This is a genomic window from Sphingobacterium zeae (assembly GCF_030818895.1).
Classification (GTDB): Bacteria; Bacteroidota; Bacteroidia; order Sphingobacteriales; family Sphingobacteriaceae; genus Sphingobacterium; species Sphingobacterium zeae.
In genome coordinates this window covers 2,805,165-2,826,085 of sequence record NZ_JAUTBA010000001.1, presented here as the reverse complement: position 1 = coordinate 2,826,085, position 20,921 = coordinate 2,805,165, and the positions used below count along the sequence as shown (strand labels likewise).

The window sequence follows — 20,921 nt, the reverse complement described above, 5'->3', positions numbered from 1 at the left end:
GTAACTTGTATTTAAAATAATTTACATATGAAACTTGCGATAAAGAATATGGTGTGCAATCGGTGCATTATGGTCGTTGAAAATGAATTGGCCAAGCTCAATCTCCATATCAAACATATTTCCTTGGGTCAGGTTGAAATCGATGAAGAACTAACCAAAGCGGAGACCGAGCAACTTGCTACGACCTTTTCCAGCCTTGGCTTTGAACTGATTGACGATAAAAGGACGGTCATCATCGAGCAGGTCAAACATCTTGTATTGGATCTCATCCGCAACCAGCATAATGATACTAACCTCAATCTTTCCGAAATTATTAGCAAGGAAGTACATCACGACTACAACTACATCTCCAATCTTTTTTCAGAAGTGGAAGGCATGACCATCGAAAAATATTTCATTGGCCAAAAAATTGAATATGTCAAAGAGTTATTGGTTTATGACGAACTCACGCTGAGTGAAATTGCTTACAAACTCAATTACTCCAGTGTTGCCTATTTAAGTAATCAATTTAAAAAGGTTACCGGACTTACACCGAGTCACTTTAAACAGATCAAAGAGAATAAACGCAAACCTCTTGATAAGATTAATGATTAAAGAACTGTAACGCACGCTCGGGAGCAGTTTGGATTTTCGGGCGGTGTGGAGCTTCTTCAGGCAGTGTGGAGTTTCAAAAAGAAAAGGCTTCCGAGCGGAAGCCTTTCTTTTAAAATTGCCCTTTCAAATTAGCAACCCTTATCTTAAATGTCTCTAATTCTTTTTGTTGTTGATTGATAAAGGAGTTCTCCTCCAGCTTTCCGACCACAATATCCCGTTCTTCATCATTGGCATACACCATGTTTTTGAATGGATTTTTATAGTCTTTAGCGCGCGATTTGTAAATCTGGTCACCAATCCAGATTCGGTGTCCGAGTGCCTGATCCAACAAAGATACAATTTTATCTGCTGATAAAGCCATCCCTTCTAAATTTAGAATCTCCATTAAAGACAAGAGCGCATGTTCACGTTTATCCAAGGCATAAGTTTTACTTTTATCATGATAGAATTCGTGGACTTCATCCCAAGAATCTATTTTTTTAGACTTAATATCATTCAGAAAAGCTTGCAACGCATTGCTTTCGATCAACTGTCCACCAATATTCTGCCAGCTTGTACGCGCCTTATCCGCTAAGGATTCAATGATGTCCTGTAGCGAAAGACCGTCCTCCAATGCATCCATCAGATGCAACACACCGTAATATTTGATAAAAGAACGATACAGATGATACGCCTCACCAACTTTCTGAATCACGGTAGGTCTTCGGGAATTCTCTGCTCCTTGGAGCACGATGGTCTGATTCTTAAGATCCATATTGTTGGCGAGCAGTGCACGACCGGCAATAATACGTTCTTGCACATCCTTACCTGCTGCGGTATGAAGACTATCTGCAACAGCCAAAGCCAACAGATCCATTCCTTCAAACATTTCATTCACCGTATCCGGTGCCAACATATCGTATTCAAAATATTGGTTTTTGAAATGTCGGTTATCCCTAGCCTCATATTTATTGGCATTACGCACCAGCGCGTACATATTGTACATAAACCAATAGCCCGGAATCAACACCAGCTGATCATGCTGCACATCATTGCTCACCAACGTAAAAGGCAATCTAATGTCCAATTCGTGCAGAAAATCTCCTTTGACAATGAGACAATACGATGCAAATCTGGAGTTGTGTTTTAAACTGACACAGAGTCCGGGCCAAAAACCACGTCCCGCAATAATTTCACCGTCCGCTGCTCTGGAGTTGTGATTGGATCCTACCGTAGCTCCTGCAGCCATATTACTTTGGCCCATTACAAGCGCCGCACATAAAAAAGAATTATTATGGTGCTGCTCATGTGCTGGGAAGATCAAAGAATTTAATACTTCACAACAGGAAATCGTGGAGTTGTCTCCCAGATAAGAGTTGATCAGACGGGCGCCGTACTTTAACTGCGAATAGGAAGCCAAGATAAAACGTACGGCTTTAACACCGTAAAATATGCGGCAGCCGTAGCCTATGATACCATTGACAAGCTCACAGCCTTCGCCAATCTGCGTATACGATTCCTGCGAGGAATTTACCGTCACATTTTTCAGTTTGCTGACCCCTTTGATGTAAGCATCGGTTCCGATCTTTACATTTTTGATCGTGAAGGTATTTTTGATGACACAACGGTCGCCGATCTGACTGTAAAAGCCACGTTGACTGCCAAACTTTTGATCAGTTAATTCTCCAAAGCGCTTTTGCAGCGCAACATCCTGTCGATTGCGGGTCCAGAGGTACACGTCTGCAGACTGCATGCCATCAAAAGGATAGACCGAGCGGGCACCATTTTCATTGCAGAGCTCCAGTTGTATGCGCTTTTCGGGCTCTTCGCCATCGCGGAGAATACCATTGCCAAATTTCGCTGTACTGCCTGTTTCCATTTCCTTAATCTGGCTTAACAGCACCTCATTACCAACGATAAAGTAAGACAGAAAACCCACGTGGTGGACAGCAACATCGTCGCCAAAATCCGAACTTACAATCGTCGAATGATACAGGCCTATAGGCAATTTCAAATTGCGGTAGTCCAGGTAACTTGGGCTCAGATTTCCGATACGGACCAGACCATAGAATTTACAATGCTGGATCTGATTTGGATCAAAGACCGCCGATACTTTAACTTTGGACCAGTCGCTGGACCAGTTGCCGTTTTTGATTAGCTGCTGAACCTCTTCATCGGTCAGATCCCGAAAGTCATTACGCGGATTTTGTTGAAAACGAAGGGTATATTCGTCCTGTCCTGCTGGAATAAATTCAGCCGGGATAAATCCATATCCCAACTGTTCCAAAGGTTTTTTCTTCAATATACTCATCAGCCTCCTTACTCTACAGTTACGGACTTAGCCAAGTTACGTGGTTTATCCACATCCAACCCGAGTTCTACGCCAATATAATACGATAGGAGTTGCAATGGCACAACAGAAATCAATGGTGCAATGATTTCATCGGCTGCTGGTATTTCCATAAAATCATCCGATAAGTTCTCAGAGACAGTATCGCCTTGGGTGACAACCGAGATAATTTTGCCCTTACGTGCTTTGATCTCCTGGATATTCGATACAATCTTTTCGTGATAAGCATCTTTAGTGGCAATAAATACAACTGGTAAGTTTTCATCGACCAAGGCGATAGGACCGTGTTTCATTTCTGCTGCCGGATAACCTTCGGCATGGATATATGAAATTTCCTTCAACTTCAGGGCACCTTCGAGGGCAACCGGAAAGTTATATCCCCTACCTAAGAATAGGAAGTCGCGGGCATCTTTGTACTTGTTGGCAATCTGCTTGATTTTCTCCACCTGCGTATCTAAGATCCATTCTACTTTCTTCGGAACTTCATTTAATTCCTGAGCAAGTATCTGATAACGTTCGTCGCTGATTGATCCCTTTAATGAAGCTATTTTTAGAGCAATGAGGTTTAGTACTGTTAGTTGTGCCGTAAACGCTTTGGTACTTGCCACGCCGATTTCAGGTCCTGCGTGGGTATAGGCACCAGCATCCGAAAGACGGGCAATAGAAGAACCCACCACATTGACAACACCTAAAATAATAGCACCTTGTTTTTTGGCATTTTCCAAAGCGACTAACGTATCAGCAGTCTCCCCACTTTGTGAGATGGCCAAAATTACATCTCCAGGATGGATAACCGGATTACGGTAGCGGAATTCCGAGGCATATTCGACCTCCACATTAATTCGGCACAGTTCCTCAATAATATATTCTGCGATAAGTCCGGCGTGCCAGCTTGTTCCACAAGCGACAATCACAATGCGGTTGGTATTACTGATTTCATTTGCAAACTTTTCGATACCGCTCAGGGTAATCTGATGTGACTGCAGGTCTAGGCGACCACGCATGGAGTCAAAAATAGTATCGGGTTGTTCGAATATTTCTTTTAGCATAAAGTGGTCATAACCGCCTTTCTCTATCGCTGACAATTCCAAATCTAATTTTTGAACGTAAGGTGTGATGCGCTCGTTACCCAGATTTTTTAAGATCAGCTCATCTGGCGTAATGATCGCCAATTCGTAATCGTTGATGTATACCACCTCTTTGGTATAGGCCAGCATCGGCGAAGCATCTGAACCCAAAAAATGCTCATTTTTACCGATACCGATAACTAAAGGACTTCCTTTGCGCGCTGCAATAATACGATCTGGATGACCCGCCTCCAATACGAGGATCACATAAGCGCCTACTACCCGTTTCAAGGCAATACGAATAGCTTCTTCTAGCGAGCATTCGTTCTGAGATTGAATCTCTTCAATAAAATTGACGAGCACCTCTGTATCCGTATCGCTCTTAAATGTGTATCCTTTGTTGATCAACTCCGACTTCAAAGAAGCGTAGTTTTCGATAATCCCGTTATGGATCATGGCTATGCGTCCACTATTAGAATAATGGGGGTGTGCATTTCTGTCCGAAGGCTCACCGTGTGTTGCCCAACGTGTATGGCCGATAGCTGTAGTGGATTGGAGATCATGACCAAACACAAATTCTTCTAGGTTTGCGACCTTACCTGTCTTTTTGTAAACATCGATCTGATCACCTTTATGCAATGCCACCCCAGCACTGTCATATCCACGGTATTCTAACTTTTTCAATCCGTCAATGACGATACCGTACGCCTGACGATAACCTGTGTATCCTACAATTCCACACATGCTTGTCTCAATTTTAAGTGTATATTTTGTTAATGCGACGCAATGTAATAAAAAATATTTATGCAATCGATTGATTAACCTAAAATTAATACAAAAAAGGCGGTTAACATATGTTTACCGCCTTTTTTGGCTATTACATTTACTTATTTTTTAATGTTCTGCCACGTCCACATGGTCATAATCTTCCTTTATCAAGGCTTCATAGTCAGTCTTCTCTTTCTTTCCAAAACGACGTTGAAGACTATCAAAAATTGAGTACACCACGGGTACTACAACTAACGTCAAGAATAGGGAGGACAATAGACCACCGATGATGACAATAGCGAGCCCTCTGTTCATATCTGCACCATCGCCTGTAGCGATTGCAATAGGGATCATACCGAAAACCATCGCAATTGTCGTCATCAGGATCGGACGAAGACGCGCATGGTTGGCAGCCACCAAAGCGTCATGTGTATTATCGCCGGCTTCCTTACGGTGATTGGCAAAATCGACCAGCATGATCGCATTTTTAGCAACTAGACCAATCAACATGATAATACCCAAAATAGTAAAGATGTTCAAGGTCTGATTTCCTAATGCCAGGAACAACAATGCACCAATAAACGACAATGGGATCGAGAATAACACGACAAACGGCGTGATAAAACTGTCGTACAGTGCGACCATCACAAGGTATACCAAGATGATGGATGCTAACAAAGCAATTCCCAATGTACCGAAACCTTCGCTTTGGTTTTCCATATTACCACCCCATACAAATACAATTCCCGGTTTACGCGGCAATTTCTCAAACTGCGCCTGCCACTCTTGAGCGACAGTACCCATTGGTCTACCGATAGCCTGTCCCTGGATAGATACGGCTGGCGATTTGTCGCGTCGTTCTAACAAAGTAGGCCCCGAACCATAAGTCACCTCAGCAAATTGATCCAATGAAATGGAAGCACCTTTATCGTTGATAAATTTAAGGCCTCGCACGTTGTCGATCGTTGCACGACCACTTTCGTTATAGCGTATATTGATGTCGTACTCGTTATCCCCTGCTCTATATTTATTATCCGTATTACCGGAGAATGCTGTCTGCATAGTCATACCTACGGTAGATACGTTCAATCCCAACGAAGTCATTTTATCGCGGTCTATCTTCACATTGATCTCCGGATTACCCGCTTCGGAAGTCAACTTAACCCCGGCAGATCCTGGAATTTTACGCAATAGATCTGCTGCTTTCTCAGCAAATTCCTGCGCATCTTCGACTGAGGCACCAATGATGGTCAATTTCAATGGCGCTTGTTCCGCTCCCATGATACCCACGTTTACCGTTTTGATTTTGGCACCGATCAGCTTATTTTCCAGTTCGCGTTTTAAGGTCGCCGAATACACCTGCGAGTTGCCTTCAAAATTTTCTTTGTCGAGAATTACATGGATCTCCGATTTATAACGCGAGCCTGTTGTCGACGCCATTCCATCGGAGGACTGACCTACTGTGGTAATGATTTCCTTGACGTCTGGCTTCGCCGTGATATATGCCTCGGCTTTCTGCGTTAACAAGTTCGTCTTTTCCAAAGAAGCATCCTTATCGAGTTCCAGCTGGATAAAAAATTCTTTTCGGTCTACACTCGGAAAGAAATCCGAACCGATATAACCTTTAACCACGAGTGCAAATGATGCAATAAGTAAACCGATTGCCAAACCTAAGGTGGCCAATTTGGTTTTGACATTCTTCAATGACCAGGTTAACAAACCGGCAACCCAATGTGTAAAGCTGTTCAGACCACTTTCAAAACCATGGATAACACGACCAAACAGCGACTTCTTGCTCAGATGCTCCAATTTACCGAAGCGTGAATACAACCAAGGTACGACCGTAAAGGATACCAATAAGGACAATAGCGTCGAGATGATGACAGTCACACAGAACTGTGCAAGGATATTGGCCACCAATCCCGTTGACATGGCGATTGGAAGGAACACGACGACAATGACCAAGGTGATTGCCGTTACCGTAAATCCAATTTCAGACGCCCCATCATACGCTGCGCGTACTTTATTTTTTCCCATCTCCATATGGCGGTGAATATTTTCGATCACTACGATCGCATCATCCACCAAGATACCTACCACCAATGACAGTCCCAGTAAGGACATGAGGTTTAAAGTATACCCCATCAGTAGCAAACCGATAAAAGTTGCAATCAAGGAGAGCGGGATCGCCACCATGGTAATGGCAGCATTACGCAAACTTTGCAGGAAGAACAGCATGATAAAACCCACCAAAGCAATGGCGATCATCAAATCGTGGATAACGTTATCAGCCGCATTCAATGTAAAATCAGAAGAGTCATTGGCCACCAGAATTTTAATATTCTGTGCCGCATAATCTTTCTCTACCCCACTAATCACTTTTCCATCTTTATCATGTACAGCGATCACTTTCTTTACAGCCTCAGACACAGCCACGGCATTCGCATCAGACTGTTTAAATACCTGGAGCAAAATCGTGTTTTGGCGGTCCAAACGTGCCACCTTTTCAATCTCTTTGATTCCATCCTGCACATCGGCGATATCGCGCAGATAGATCTGCACGCCTGCAGGTGTAGTGATAGGCAGATTGCGCAACTCTTCGATAGAGGTTACTTTACCTGCAAGACGAATCGTTGTACGGTTGTCGCGGGTACTGACGTTACCTGTAGGAAAATCCAGGTTGGACGATGCAATTGTCTGTTGCACCTGCGAAATTGTGAGTCCATAACCTTCAATTTTTTTGGGATCTACGGAAATCTGTATTTCGCGTTCCTCCCCACCGATCATGTCCACCTTGGCAACCCCGTTGATACGGGCAAAGACCGGTTGGATTTTATTGTCCAATAAGTCGTAAAGCTCTTTCTCTGACAAGTTGGATGTAACGGCCAGACTCATGATTGCCACGTCATCAAATGAGAATTTGGAGAGCGAAGGCGTCTTCACATCGTCCGGCAAATCGTTGACAACAGCGTTGATTTTTCGTTGGGCGTCTGTAAGGAGGAAGTTGACATCTGCACCGTTATTGAGGGTAACCATCACAATCGAAACCCCTTCGAGCGAGGTCGACTCCACCTTTTTAATACTTTCCAACGAAGAAATTGCATCTTCTATCTTCTTGGTGACCGAACTTTCCACTTCCGCAGGCGACGCCCCCGGGTAGACTGTTTGCACCGTGATTACGTTAATTTCAAACTTAGGGACAAGCTCGTAGCCCAATTGCGTATAAGAAAACAACCCACCCAATGTCAGTATTATAAATAATACGATAATGATACTGGGGCGTTTTATCGATATTTCGGTAATTTTCATTAGAATATTTTATTTTAAATAGCCGTACAAAGACAGCGTTTCATCGGCTATTGATTACAGTATTCTCTATTTAATAATTTCTACAGGGCTTTGGTCAAATAGATTGATCTGACCCGATACAATCACCTGATCACCATCTTGCAAACCACCTAAAATCTCGATGTTATCACCAAAGTTTCTACCCGATTTGACTGTTGTTTCGATTGCTTTACCATTTTTGAGCACGAAAATCTTATTGTCGCTCACACTACCGACAAAAGCATTGCGCGGCACGATCAAGGTATTGCTGGCTACGCCTTCACCAAAGATCGCTGTACCGTACATACCCGCGCGCAGTTTATTGGATGCATTATTGACCTCTATCTCTACAGGAAAATTTAAACTACCGTCCGATTTAGGGGCAATAAACGTTATCTTCCCTGTAAATCGCTGATCGGCATACACACTTGCACTCACGTCCACAGACTGACCGATCTTTAACGTTGCAACGTTCTTTTCATCGACGTTAACGCGCAATTTCAACGTAGCCACATTGACGATATCAAAGGCCGGAGCTCCAATATTCAGGTAAGTACCTGGTTCGATTTTACGCGCATTGACAATACCCGACACCGATGTTTTGATGGTTACGTCGCCTGCATTCAATTTGGATGCCTGTAGATTATTCTTCGCATTCTCGAACTGTAATTTTACCTGATCCAACTGTTGTTTGGTCACCCCCCCTGTTGAGTAAGCACTTTCAAAGCGTTGCAGATCGGCCTGCGCATTGGTATATGCGGCTTGGGCATTGGCTACATTGACATTCAGCTTATCGCCTTCAATGATCGCCAAGGTCTGCCCGGCGCTCACACGGGAACCTTCATCCACCAATACTCTCACAACTCTGCCGGCAGTTTGAGCCGAAACGGTTACTTCCTGTTTGGGCGAGAATGTGCCATTTGCGGTATAGCGTAAATCCATGGAAGACACTTTCGCTGTATCGATACGTACAGCGATTGCTGCATTCTTTTTGGCAACCTCCGCTGTTTCGGCTTCATTTTTCTTTTTATTTTTATTTAACACAAAAAATATTCCTGCTAAACCAGCAGCAATAATAAGTAGGGTAATAATTCCGCGTTTCATATTGTATTAGTCAATTATTCGTTAATCAATGATTTAAGTTTTCCATTCGCTTTGATCAGCTGCACCTCTGCAATTTTATAATCCAGCAAAGAAGTATTTAAATTATTTTGCGCATCTGCATACGCATTTTCAGCATCCAGCAGATCAGTCAATGTCGCTAGGCCATTTTTATAATTGTTGTTGGTATCATCTAAGACTGATTTTGCCAGATCCACATTTTTACGGTTCGATTCGATTGTCAATAATGAGTTTTTGATCTGTACCCGTGAATTCTCAGCTGCCATATTCAATGCCAGCTTGGTGTCGGCAATATCGATCTGCAATTTATCGATATCAATCTGCGCCTGACGCACTTTGGAGCGTGTAAGGAAACCGTTAAAAATAGGAACGGTAAGGTTCAGTCCGATACCAGAAAAGCCAGACCAATTTACCCCCTGTGCCTTAGAAAATATCGGAAATACAGGTCCCAATCCCTGTCTTCCATAGTTCGCTGTCAGAGAAAGCGTCGGATAATATTTGGAGATCTCTGCCTTTTTATTTAGTTCAAGCAATTCATTCTGTTTTGAGAGCACCTGAATTTCTGTTCTACTCGACACATCAAGCGGGTCATATATCGCATCCAGCGCAACGGTTTCAAAAGTTGAACTAGGCATTGTAATTTGCTCGGACATCGGCATGCCGATTACAAATTTCAAGGCATTTTCTTTCAGTTCCACCGCATTGATCAGCTGTTGTCTGGACGCTTTCAAGTTGGTTACGGATACATTGGTACGATCAAGATCAATTTTCTTCGCTAATCCGTTTTTCACCAACCCTTCAATGACATCCCTTGTCTTGGTCGTACTTTCCAGGTTATTATCTACGGTTTTCAACTGCAGTTTAGACTGGTAAACATCATAATAACTATTTGCGACCTTTTCAATTAATTGTTCATCGGTCAAAGTCTTATTGATCACATAAAATTCGCGTGTAGTTTTCGCGGCTTTCAATCCTGTAAACACCGTTTGGTTAAATAGCTGTTGGTTTAAACTGATGGTATTGGTAGATTGCCATTTTTGTCCAAAAGCCGCCATCACCGTTGTTCCGGGCTGATTAACAAGCTCTCCGGGTAAAGCAACCTTTTGGATCATCGGGTTATAGGTAATTCCACCGTTAAAATTCACCTGTGGTAATGCTCCCGACTTAACTTCCGCAATTTTATGCTCGGCATTGACGACATCAAGACCTGCCTTTTTTGCATCCGCCTTATTTTGTAATGCAAATTTAATGGCATCACTTAAGGTTAACTGTTGTTGTGCATGACTTTGGAAAACCATCGTACCTAATAAAAGGCTGGCTAGTATTCTGATTGTTTTCATTCCTAATTTGTTTATCCTAATTTTATATCTACTTTTTACCTATACCATTAAAAAAAAGCTTGGTAGCCAACTTTTGCTTTTGTAATACTTCATCAAAACGGTCCTGGTTTGGTATGCCCGAAATGATATCCGAAATATTGCACATCAGCGAGAGACTCTTCATCAATTCCACATATATTTCGGCAGTTTCATAGAGGTGTTCCCCATCGATTTCGCCCTTTTCTGCACCTACCTGCAAAATCTCAAACAACGCTTTCACATCCCGGTCATGCAGGCACTGAAAAAAATCCTGCATCGAAAGACCCTTTATCCATTCCAGATTTTCGTTCATGTGCAACATATAGTATTTCCGCACAAATGCATCACGCAGCTCCAAAATCTTGATGATCAGTTCGTACGTTGTACCTTCATGTGCATCCGCCACCCTTTCCTCCATTTCCCTATACTCATCTGTCAAACGCACAATCACATCGCGTATCAGTGCATTCTTCTCTGAATAATAGTAATACAAATTCGCTTTAGTAATTTTTATATCCTCCGCAATTTCATTCATCGTAGTCTTACTAAAACCGTAATGCATAAAGCGCCGTATCGCCGCCTCGATGATTTGATCTTTTCTATCTTCCATTCTTCAAAAAACTCCTTTCAACTTTCTGACTTTTATCAGAAATTGTTCAAAAATATAAAAAGTAACATGCTGTACAAAATATATTTTGAAATTGTAATAATTTTGATATTGGGCTGACAACAAAAAAGGCAAACTTTATAAGTTTGCCTTTAATATTATAAACCGTGCGATCAAAATGCGACCGTATTTTGGAAATGTTTTAGAAACTTCCTTTTGTCCAATTTATAGAGCCTTGCTGCGCGATACGCCACCCCGGTCTGTACCTCGTCGAGTTCTTTTAGGAACCCATAGTTTTGCATTTTCTTTCTAAAATTGCGTTTGTCGAGTTGTTTATTTAATATCCCCTCATAGACCAGCTGCAGTTGCGTGAGGGTAAATTTTTCGGGAAGCAATTCAAAAGCGATCGGCTTATAAGCAAGTCGACGCTGCAATCTTTCCAGACAGAGGTCCAAGATCTGCTTGTGGTCAAAGGCCAGTTCGGGTACATTACGCACAGGAAACCATTTGGCCTGTTTCATGTAATTTGTAACAGGCTTAGTTTTTAGTTTGGTACTGTCCAATTGAATGAGTGCGTAATAAGCCACGGTCAAAATTCTTCCTTTTGGGTGCCTTTTTAAACCTGCAAAGGAATGGAGCTGATCCATAAACACATCTTTCAACCCTGTATTTTCATACAAAATCCGCTTTACAGCATCTTCCATCTCTTCATCGTTGTCCACGAAAAAGCCTGGCAATGCCCACCAATCCTTAAAAGGATATTCATTTCTTTCGGCCAGAAGAACTTTTAATTCTCCTTCGTGAAAGCCTAATATGACACAGTCTACGGTAAAATTACTATACAAAACTTCTAAATCAATTTATGTGCAATATACTGAGCTAAATTTAGCGGTTACTAATCTTTGGGTTATCTGTAACAATTATACGCTTCCTAAACGTGATGCGCAAAAAAATATTGAAAAATTTACTCAAAGTGTAGAATATACACTATAAAAATCTTATATTCGTATCACCTAAAATATTGCGTGTGATAAAAGAAATTAAAAAAATAGGCGTTTTAACATCTGGAGGTGATGCTCCGGGCATGAATGCCTGTATACGTGCTGTAGTTCGTACAGCATTACATAAAGGATTGGAAGTAACTGGTATTTACCAAGGTTATCAAGGCCTGATCGATGCCAATTTTATAGAAATGGATACGCGCTCGGTCAGCAATATCATCCAACGTGGCGGTACAATATTGAAAACGGCGCGTTGCATGGAGTTCAAAACTCCAGAAGGTCGTCAAAAAGGCTACGACAATCTGAAAGCTGCCGGTATTGACGCTTTGGTGGTGATCGGCGGTGATGGATCCTTTACCGGTGCAAACTTTTTTTCCAAAGAATTCGACATTCCTGTTGTCGGCATACCTGGAACGATAGACAACGATTTGTATGGTTCGGATTATACCATTGGGTATGATACAGCCAATAATACCGTTATCGAAGCAATTGACAAAATCAGAGATACGGCTGCTTCACATGAACGTCTTTTCTTTGTGGAGGTGATGGGTAGAGATTCAGGCTGCATCGCTTTAAATGCTGGTATTGCAGGCGGAGCCGAAGCCATTTTACTTCCTGAAAAAGAAACGGCTATCGACGATCTGATCCGCCACCTGGAAGATGGCGCAATTAAGAAGAAATCCTCCTCTATCGTTATTGTTGCTGAGGGCGACCAAAACGGTGGCGCCTATTATGTAGCAAAAAAAGTAAAAGAAAAGTTTGATCATTACGACACGAAAGTTAGTATATTAGGGCATTTGCAGCGTGGTGGTGCTCCAACGAGTTTCGACCGCGTGCTTGCTAGTCGATTGGGCTTTGCTGCTGTCAATGAATTGTTGGCAGGGAATACACGCGTTACTGTTGGACTCCGTGGCAATGAAATCCAAACAACTCCAATTGAAGAAGCAATCAGCAATAAGGAAATCAAACTTAGCCCTGATTTATTGGAAATGGCTGAGATTTTATAATCATAAATTGAACAGACATGATAGCAGTAGTATATAGTGGATCGCGATTTTCGGACTGGAGATTGGCCGATAAAGGCCGTATAACCACTGGTTTCCGCATGAACGGGATCAATCCCTATCTTCAAGATGAGCGTTCCATACTACAGCACCTGCACAAGAACACCAATCTGATCAACAATGCAGAGAAAATAAAGCGGATTTATTTTTTCGGTGCGGGGTCATCGTCCAAGGAGCGTAAGGATAAAATAAAGAATGTCCTGGAACGTTTTTTTGTCAACGCTCGTGTGCGCGTAGACCATGATGTAATCGCTTCGGCGATTTCTACATTTGGAGACGAAAGAGGCATCATTGGGATTATAGGCAGTGGATCGAATGCAGCTTATTATACAGGAAAAAAAATCATTGATAATAACTATGGTCTAGGTTACATCCTAGCCGATGAGGGGGCGACAAATTGGAACAGCCAACAGCTGCTCAAACATTATATGACGGAGTCTCTTCCTATTGATCTTCGGGACAAATTGGAAAGACAATTTAATATCGATAAGAAGATGATTTTGGAGCGGGTGTATTTTGCGCCTCAACCGACAAATTTTCTGAATTCCTTCACCGATTTTGTCCTTGACAACAAAGATCATTTATTCATCAATCAATTGGTTAAAAACGGGCTTCGCACGTTTATAAAAACTTACATCAAACCGCTCATGAAAGAATATCCCGACAATGATGTAAACTTTACGGGTTCAGTAGCGTTCAATTATGAGAACATCCTCCGGGAAGTTGCCACAGAAGAATTTAATATCAGTATTGGAACTGTAGTTAAAGAACCAATACACAATTTAATTAAATATTATATCAATAAAAATTAAGAATATGAAAATTGGAATTAACGGATTTGGCCGTATTGGTCGTTTAGCATTCAGAGCAGCAATCAATCGTCCAGAAATTGAAATTGTTGGTATCAATGACTTAGTTGAACCAGACTATATGGCTTATATGTTGAAATATGATTCAACACATGGCAAATTTGACGGTTCTGTAGAAGTAAAAGACGGTAATTTGGTTGTTAACGGAAAAACTATTCGCGTTACAGCTGAGAAAGATCCAGCAAACTTGAAATGGAATGAAGTAGGTGCTGAGGTGATCATCGAATCTACAGGTTTCTTCTTGACTCAAGAGTTGGCTCAAAAACATATCGATGCAGGTGCTAAGAAAGTGGTGATGTCTGCTCCAGCAAAAGACGACACCCCTACTTTTGTAATGGGTGTAAACCATAAAGAATTAAAAGCTGATCAGAACATCGTGTCAAACGCTTCATGTACAACAAACTGTTTAGCGCCTATCGCTAAAGTATTGAATGATAAATTCGGTATCGTTGAAGGTTTGATGACTACAGTTCACGCGGTAACGGCAACACAAAAGACAGTGGATGGTCCTTCAGTAAAAGACTGGAGAGGTGGCCGTGGTGCATACCAAAACATCATCCCTTCATCTACAGGTGCTGCTAAAGCAGTAGGTTTGGTTCTTCCAGAATTGAAAGGTAAATTGACTGGTATGTCATTGCGTGTTCCTACAGCAGACGTTTCGGTTGTTGACTTAACAGTACGTTTGAACAAAGGTGCTTCATACGAAGATATCAAAGCTGCAATGAAAGAAGCTTCTGAAGGCGAATTGAAAGGTATCTTGGGTTATACAGAAGACGAAGTTGTTTCTTCCGATTTCTTAGGTGATGCACGTACATCGATCTTTGATGCTAAAGCTGGAATTTCATTGAATGACAACTTCGTTAAAGTGGTATCTTGGTACGACAACGAGTGGGGTTATTCAAACAAAATCGTTGACTTGGTCTTAGAAGTTGGCAAATTGTCGTAATCAACAGCATTAACAAACTATACAGGGGCTATTCCATACGAATAGCCCCTTATTTTTTTTCCTTAAAAATCAGCAGGTTGGCGTTTAAACGCAAAAAAAAGCGCTTTTGACTTTTGTAATTCAAATAATCCGTCTATATTTGCATCATCAATAAGGCAGACAGCTCAATTGAAAAGGTGCCATAGCTCAGTTGGTAGAGCAAAGGACTGAAAATCCTTGTGTCGCTGGTTCGAATCCAGCTGGCACCACCGAAAAAGAAGAACGCAAGGTTCTGACAGATTGAAAGAATAATAATTCCAATGCGAAAATAGCTCAGCTGGTAGAGCACAACCTTGCCAAGGTTGGGGTCGCGAGTTCGAATCTCGTTTTTCGCTCACCTGCCTAGGTGGTGGAACTGGTAGACACGCAGGACTTAAAATCCTGTTCCCGTTAAGGGAGTGCGGGTTCGATTCCCGCCCTAGGTACAAAAAAAGCTCATCATACGATGAGCTTTTTTTGTTTATGATGTATTTCGCCCCTTATCCAAAAAACAAAACGCAAAGCTCTTCCCCTACGTAAAAAGGAATCAGCTTTTACAGCCTTAAACCACTACCTTCATCAAACGATCCATTACCCACAATTGTTCCGTCCTAAAAAAGGAGGAACTATGCCCTGGAACAGCAGAGATTACCCAACATCTTATAAAAATCAGCCAGCCAAAATCCGCAAGAAAGCCATCGAAATCGCTAATGCGATATTGGCCGAAGGGACAGACGAGGGTATCGCTATCGCAACCGGTCTCAAAAAAGCACGCGAATTTTATGAGACAGATAAGGACGGCGATAAAAATAAAAAAGACTAATAGTTGCCGGACTGATTGATCCCCGCTGCCAGGGACAAAAATGGCATCTGCAGATCATTATTAAAGACGCCCCCGCCCCCCATGTTAAACTGTGCGCTGCTAAATCCATTCGAACCCGATATGCTGATCGACCCGTTGGGCATCACGTTATCCGAAATCAGCAAGGATTCCTCCTGGCCTGTTACGCTGGCCTGCCGCCAATATCCAATTCCACCATACATTCCACCGACCAGTGTATCCATATAGATTTTATTATTGGTAACCTGTACATTTTTGAGGAACTGGTAAGCAGAAGGTTCGATATAGATATACAATAATACACCCGAGGTATGCATTTGATTGGCATTAATCACTAAGTTCTGCCCATTTCTCGCTTTAATAGCCCCTCCACTGCCGTTGGCCGGCCAGCCTTTAATTACATTGTGCTGTATGGTAAGGCCATTGAAACTATGCGCATAAATACCATGGTCGGTATTGGCATCTTCACTATTAAAAGATTCATTTCGCATGATGGTATTACCGGCAATCAGGCTATTACTTTTCGAATTGTCGTTTATAGCCGTAATAAAGTACCCTGTGGTGCCACCATTGCCAAATGTGTTATTGATTATCTTGCTGTTTGTACTGCCTGATCCATTCCATACTGCTCTGCCACTATGACCCTGCCTGCGGGCAAACACACAATTGCTGATAGTAGCTTGATCTGTTCCAAGCAGGCGTATATAAGCGTCGTGCAGATCATTTGACTTGTTGCTACCTGCTTTCTTGACACCATAGTCAAAGATACACCATTTGAAAGTTACGTTCGAAGCATTATTGATGTAGAAGGTCAGGTTCCAGAATGTGATTCCCGAAAAAGTACAATTAGCAATTGCCGCCGCACTGTAGTTTTGCCGAAACAGCTGCGCCGTCGATGAGCGCGCATCAAATACGGGATTGACCGTTCCGCTTTTCATCATCGTGATGCCCGGCTTCATGGCCAGCACTCCATCGATGTGATAGGTCCCGGCTTCCACCCATACCGTATCGCCAGCAGTTGTCCCTGCAATCACTGCATTGATCTGGGCCAGTGTCATGCCTGCAGTCACCATAGCTGATCCCGCGAGGCTGGCTTTGCCTATTGCCGCACGCTTATTTATATTTTTACCTACAGGGTCAAGCGCAGGATCCTCCAAGGGACTGGAGCAGGAGCTTACGATCAAAGCAAGAATAAATCCGTTTAAAAAGTTTTTTTTCATCAGTTTATCGTTAGATTATTTACATAATACAAGAGGTTTAGTTTACTAGTGCAACCTTATATACATACACTGGTATATTTCCATTGTTCGCCTGAGGTATGGGCAGCTGCAGTGCTGCAGCATGCTGTGTCCATGGTATATTTTCCCGACTGCCCAGCAAGGAGATTTTATCGATTTTAGCCTGCCCTGCGGCCAGGCTCTTGATCATCGCAAACCGTTTGTTTGGACTTCTAATAAATACATAGACACAATTATCTTTTGCTGTGAAGCGGATATCGGGGACCACCTCTTTCGAGGTTGCATCATTTACAGCATCTTTGATATTCTCTTTACCATCAACTTGTTTTCCAGCAGTTTGCCCTGTAAGAAGCTGTTCCTGTTCACCAAGAAGCAGGTTTCCTTCGCCGCTGACCTTCCACGCCCGGGATCCGTAGATCGCTTCCCCATTCATAACCATCCAATCGCCGATGTTCCGTAACCGCGCTATGCTTTCTGGCGGAAAGGTACCATCACCTTTTGGTCCCACGTTCAAGAGTAAGTTCCCTCCTTTACTCACCACTTCAACCAGGTTTCGCACCAATATCTCCGGGCTTTTCCAGATCGTATCATGCCGATTATACCCCCAATTGGCGCTCATGGTAATACAGGCTTCCCAGTTTTCAGGTGTTTTACTGACCAATGACTGCTCCACCACCGTATAGTCACCTAAATTATTCCCGATCCGGCTATTCACGATACATTGCGGTTGTAGATCATTTATAAAACGTCGAATGTCCTCGCTCTGTCTTTTGCTGAACAGTTCAGGCGTGTCAAACCAGATGAGACCAATAGGGCCATATTGCGTCAGTAGTTCGCGCAACTGAGGTTTTACTTTACGCGCTATATATTTCGTCAAATCCTTTGCATCCTCGTCCGGATAATCCCATGAGTTGCTTCTGCCCCCTCTGGTCGGCCAGTTGGTTGGCACATCTGGGTCGGCCCAGTCACGGCCCAGCGAATAGTAGAAGCCCAATTTTATATCATATTTTTTGCAGGCCGCAGCCAGATCCTGCATCGGATCCCTTTGCCAGGGCGTTTGCTGCACGATATTATAGTCACTACTTGGGGAACGGAACATGGCAAATCCGTCGTGGTGCTTGGCCGTAATGACTATGTATTTCATGCCTGCGTCTTTTGCTGCTTTTACCCAGCTATCGGCATCAAAAGAAGTCGGGTTAAAATCTTTGGCAATCTGTGCGTAACTGTGGAGCGGAATCTTCTCATACAACATAAAATGTTCACCCCCGCGCGTAGGTCTGCCATTCCAGTCACCTGCAGTCTGGGCGTATAATCCCCAATGGATAAACAGCCCAAATCGGGCTGCCGACCACCAGGCTAATTTATCCGTGACAGTATGACTTCGATGCTGTAGTTGCTGACACAGTGCAGTTGTCGTAAGAACGAGCAAAAAGCACAGATATACTATTCTTCTCATCGGTGTGGAGTTTTTGTATGTTATTTAAGCACTATTATTATGCTGTTATAGCGCTTTAGCTAATTTTCTGTAGCGCAATAGGGCTTCCAAAAAGTAATAATCCGCGTAGATCAGCGGCACATCCACTTCACTTTGATGTGGCATGCTTCCGACCGAATGCTTGAGGATAAAGCCCCCATTGGTACCGCGTTTTGCTAAGTATTCGCTGGAAGAAAGCGTCTTTAACGTACCTTCAGCAAAGTCGAAATAGCGCTTTGCATCCGCTCCCGAAGTGTAGGTGGAAAGCTCCAGCAAGGCTGAAGATACCACTGCCGCTGCCGATGCGTCCCTTGGTATCTCCTTCAGCTTTCGATTTGAATAATCTACGTCTGGCCAATATCCCTGCTGCCCGGCATTAAAATCCCAATAGGGAACCCTATCTTGCGGCAGGTTGGGATGATTCATGTAGAAATCAGCGGCTTTCTTTGCCGCTTTAAGGTATTTGGCTTCCCTGGTCTCCCTGTATAGTAAAGTGTAGCCATAGATGGCCCATCCTTGCCCCCTAGACCAAGTTGAATTGTCCGCATAACCTTGATTGGTCTGCTGATGAGCAACTGCGCCCGTGTTAGGATCGTAGTCCACAACATGGTACGTACTATAGTCGGATCTGAAGTGATTTTTCAAAGTGTGATCGGCATGGCTAATGGCTACCTGCTTGTACTTCGGATCACCAGTCAGCTCGGAAGCAAAAAACAGCAGCTCAAGGTTCATCATATTATCGATGATGACCGGATATTTCCAGACCGTCTTACCGTCCCAAGAAGCTTTCTCATTCCACGATTTAATCAGCCCTACCTTCGGGTCAAACCTTTTTAGGGCAGATTGGGCCGAATGAATCAAAATCTGCTGATACTGCTTTATTTTATCCGGGTTAGTTTCCAGGCGCAGGGCATTGCCGTAGGCACAATACATTACAAAACCGATATCGTGATGTTGGGTAAGGTCTTTTGCTTTTTCAAGCTTTTGGGTCCATACCGTGGCATTGGCCTTCACCCCTGGGTCTTTCGTATATTCGTAGATATACCACAATGCGCCAGGAAAAAATCCTCCCGTCCAGTCCCATTCATCCGTACCCACAAGCCGGCCTGCCGTATCCAAAGTGCGTGGAAAATCACGGCTGCCAAGCAGCAGCTGGTATTGGTCTTTCGCCAAGGCAAAGTCTGATGCGACAAAATCTGAAGATGCCACCTGATTCTGGGCGTTATTCTGCTGACAAGAAAAAAGCGTTACCACTAGAAATAAAAAAATAATTTTAAGATCAAATGCACACTGTATCTGCTTCATATTGTATAATTTACTAGACTATTTTAATTAAGTTATTGTGTTGTTCTATTCCGTAATCGTTAATGGTATTGTTTTCGTTACCAGGTTTTCGCCATAGGCGTTTACATTATTACCGACAAAGGTGACCTCATAAGTTCCCGGCGTCCGAAAAGTGTAGGCGTAGAAATTTATGCGGGTGCTCATATTCTTTAAGGCTACCCCTTTGTCTGGCGTTACGCTGGTTAGATCGAGCGGTTTGGACACAGCCCACACCAGATTGGAGGATGTAGCTGCACCACCTCCCTGAAAACGCAGACCACTGCTGCTGAGCAGCCAAGAGACGGACGAACCTTGTAGCCCGATCGATCGCCATTCCGCCCCCTGTAGCGTTGCGATAGGCAAGGTAATACCTTCAGTCGTCATGGTATTCAGGTTAAAAAGATTGATCCACCAGCGGGGCTGCGTGGAGCCCGTACTTCCTGTATATTTAAAAGCAAAGTAAACCAGTGCATTGGGGTCTAATGTAAAACCGAGGTTGCTCAATTTGGAGAGGTCTACCTGGCCGGAGGGCACGTATACGGCATCACTCGACTGGATACCGGATAAGCTAAACGCCGGAGTGATATCCACCCATTCACTCTCGACAATTGCATCGGCCTGATAGACGCCCGAAAAACGTTGCGATACGAGCAGTCGAAGCGAGCGTGGCTGCTGTGCATCGGTACCATAGCGACGATTGCTGGCAAACTCTACCGTCACCGCCATTGGCACTGCCTTGGTACGCTCGCGGTAGCTGTATTTATGCCCCTCCTCTCCTGAGTAAAACGTAAGCTGGTCGGGGTTGCCACCGATCTGGAACACCACCGGTTCGTTCACTTTGTAGCTGCTCTTGGCCGTGCTGATTTCGAGGTGTAAAGGGGTGACCTCCTTTTTTTCGCAGGACTGTAAGCTATATAGGGCAAGAAATAGAAATAATTTGATCGATCTTTTCATCATGTTTACGTATTAAATGTA

At 43.2% G+C, this 20,921-nt stretch carries 16 protein-coding genes and 3 tRNA genes; 8 read left to right on the top strand and 11 right to left on the bottom strand.

The features are described 5' to 3' along the window. Window positions 1–27 precede the first annotated feature (27 nt). Window positions 28–594, top strand: coding sequence for a helix-turn-helix domain-containing protein (locus tag QE382_RS11780; RefSeq protein ID WP_307186062.1), 567 nt, complete (start codon window positions 28–30; stop codon window positions 592–594). 109 nt (window positions 595–703) lie between these two features. On the opposite strand, the gene QE382_RS11775 is transcribed toward QE382_RS11780, so the two are convergent. The 7 genes from QE382_RS11775 to QE382_RS11745 all read right to left on the bottom strand — a co-directional run bounded on the left by QE382_RS11775 (window position 704) and on the right by QE382_RS11745 (window position 12,017). Next, window positions 704–2,884, bottom strand: a complete 2,181-nt coding sequence (locus tag QE382_RS11775) for a DUF4954 family protein (protein ID WP_307186061.1) — start codon at window positions 2,882–2,884, stop codon at window positions 704–706. A gap of 8 nt (window positions 2,885–2,892) precedes the next feature. Continuing rightward, window positions 2,893–4,734 (bottom strand): glutamine--fructose-6-phosphate transaminase (isomerizing), encoded by a 1,842-nt coding sequence (gene glmS, locus QE382_RS11770; RefSeq protein WP_307186060.1) that lies wholly within the window; start codon window positions 4,732–4,734, stop codon window positions 2,893–2,895. Window positions 4,735–4,884: 150 nt separating this feature from the next. Continuing rightward, window positions 4,885–8,067 (bottom strand): efflux RND transporter permease subunit, encoded by a 3,183-nt coding sequence (locus QE382_RS11765; RefSeq protein WP_307186059.1) that lies wholly within the window; start codon window positions 8,065–8,067, stop codon window positions 4,885–4,887. Between the two features lie 66 nt (window positions 8,068–8,133). Further along, window positions 8,134–9,189: an efflux RND transporter periplasmic adaptor subunit gene (locus QE382_RS11760; RefSeq protein WP_307186058.1), complete on the bottom strand. Its 1,056-nt coding sequence runs from the start codon at window positions 9,187–9,189 to the stop codon at window positions 8,134–8,136. A gap of 14 nt (window positions 9,190–9,203) precedes the next feature. Then, the gene (locus QE382_RS11755) at window positions 9,204–10,547 is read right to left on the bottom strand and encodes a TolC family protein (protein WP_307186057.1); all 1,344 of its coding nucleotides are present in this window, start codon (window positions 10,545–10,547) and stop codon (window positions 9,204–9,206) included. A 28-nt stretch (window positions 10,548–10,575) separates the two neighbouring features. Next, window positions 10,576–11,175 carry a TetR/AcrR family transcriptional regulator gene (locus QE382_RS11750; protein WP_307186056.1) on the bottom strand — a complete coding sequence of 200 codons (600 nt, stop codon included), beginning with the start codon at window positions 11,173–11,175 and terminating at the stop codon, window positions 10,576–10,578. 170 nt (window positions 11,176–11,345) lie between these two features. After that, on the bottom strand, window positions 11,346–12,017 hold the full coding sequence (locus QE382_RS11745) for an NUDIX hydrolase (RefSeq protein WP_209581110.1): 672 nt from the start codon (window positions 12,015–12,017) through the stop codon (window positions 11,346–11,348). A 185-nt stretch (window positions 12,018–12,202) separates the two neighbouring features. Here QE382_RS11745 and pfkA point away from each other — a divergent pair, with 185 nt between their 5' ends. The 7 genes from pfkA (at window position 12,203) to QE382_RS11710 (ending at window position 15,893) form a co-directional block, all read left to right on the top strand. Then, the gene (gene pfkA, locus QE382_RS11740) at window positions 12,203–13,180 is read left to right on the top strand and encodes a 6-phosphofructokinase (protein ID WP_370877893.1); all 978 of its coding nucleotides are present in this window, start codon (window positions 12,203–12,205) and stop codon (window positions 13,178–13,180) included. Window positions 13,181–13,197: 17 nt separating this feature from the next. Beyond that, on the top strand, window positions 13,198–14,049 hold the full coding sequence (locus QE382_RS11735) for a hypothetical protein (RefSeq protein ID WP_307186054.1): 852 nt from the start codon (window positions 13,198–13,200) through the stop codon (window positions 14,047–14,049). Between the two features lie 4 nt (window positions 14,050–14,053). Beyond that, window positions 14,054–15,052: a type I glyceraldehyde-3-phosphate dehydrogenase gene (gene gap / locus QE382_RS11730; protein WP_293953961.1), complete on the top strand. Its 999-nt coding sequence runs from the start codon at window positions 14,054–14,056 to the stop codon at window positions 15,050–15,052. A gap of 175 nt (window positions 15,053–15,227) precedes the next feature. Further along, window positions 15,228–15,300 (top strand) — tRNA-Phe (locus QE382_RS11725). A 53-nt stretch (window positions 15,301–15,353) separates the two neighbouring features. After that, window positions 15,354–15,426: transfer RNA gene (locus QE382_RS11720), tRNA-Gly, on the top strand. Window positions 15,427–15,431: 5 nt separating this feature from the next. Continuing rightward, window positions 15,432–15,516: transfer RNA gene (locus QE382_RS11715), tRNA-Leu, on the top strand. Window positions 15,517–15,698: 182 nt separating this feature from the next. After that, the gene (locus QE382_RS11710; protein WP_307186053.1) at window positions 15,699–15,893 is read left to right on the top strand and encodes a DUF2188 domain-containing protein; all 195 of its coding nucleotides are present in this window, start codon (window positions 15,699–15,701) and stop codon (window positions 15,891–15,893) included. Here QE382_RS11710 and QE382_RS11705 read toward each other — a convergent pair. Genes QE382_RS11705 through QE382_RS11690 form a run of 4 tightly spaced genes read right to left on the bottom strand, consistent with a single transcriptional unit; the run spans window position 15,890 to window position 20,903 of the window. After that, window positions 15,890–17,131, bottom strand: a complete 1,242-nt coding sequence (locus QE382_RS11705; protein WP_307186052.1) for a right-handed parallel beta-helix repeat-containing protein — start codon at window positions 17,129–17,131, stop codon at window positions 15,890–15,892. The two genes, QE382_RS11710 and QE382_RS11705, sit on opposite strands and share 4 nt — an antisense overlap. Window positions 17,132–17,168: 37 nt before the next feature. Continuing rightward, a complete protein-coding gene (locus QE382_RS11700) occupies window positions 17,169–18,605 on the bottom strand; it encodes an alpha-L-fucosidase (protein ID WP_307186051.1) in 1,437 nt (478 codons plus the stop codon). A gap of 45 nt (window positions 18,606–18,650) precedes the next feature. Continuing rightward, window positions 18,651–19,928, bottom strand: a complete 1,278-nt coding sequence (locus QE382_RS11695; protein ID WP_307186050.1) for a glycoside hydrolase family 88 protein — start codon at window positions 19,926–19,928, stop codon at window positions 18,651–18,653. 45 nt (window positions 19,929–19,973) lie between these two features. Next, window positions 19,974–20,903, bottom strand: coding sequence for a DUF5017 domain-containing protein (locus QE382_RS11690; protein ID WP_307186049.1), 930 nt, complete (start codon window positions 20,901–20,903; stop codon window positions 19,974–19,976). Window positions 20,904–20,921 lie beyond the last annotated feature (18 nt).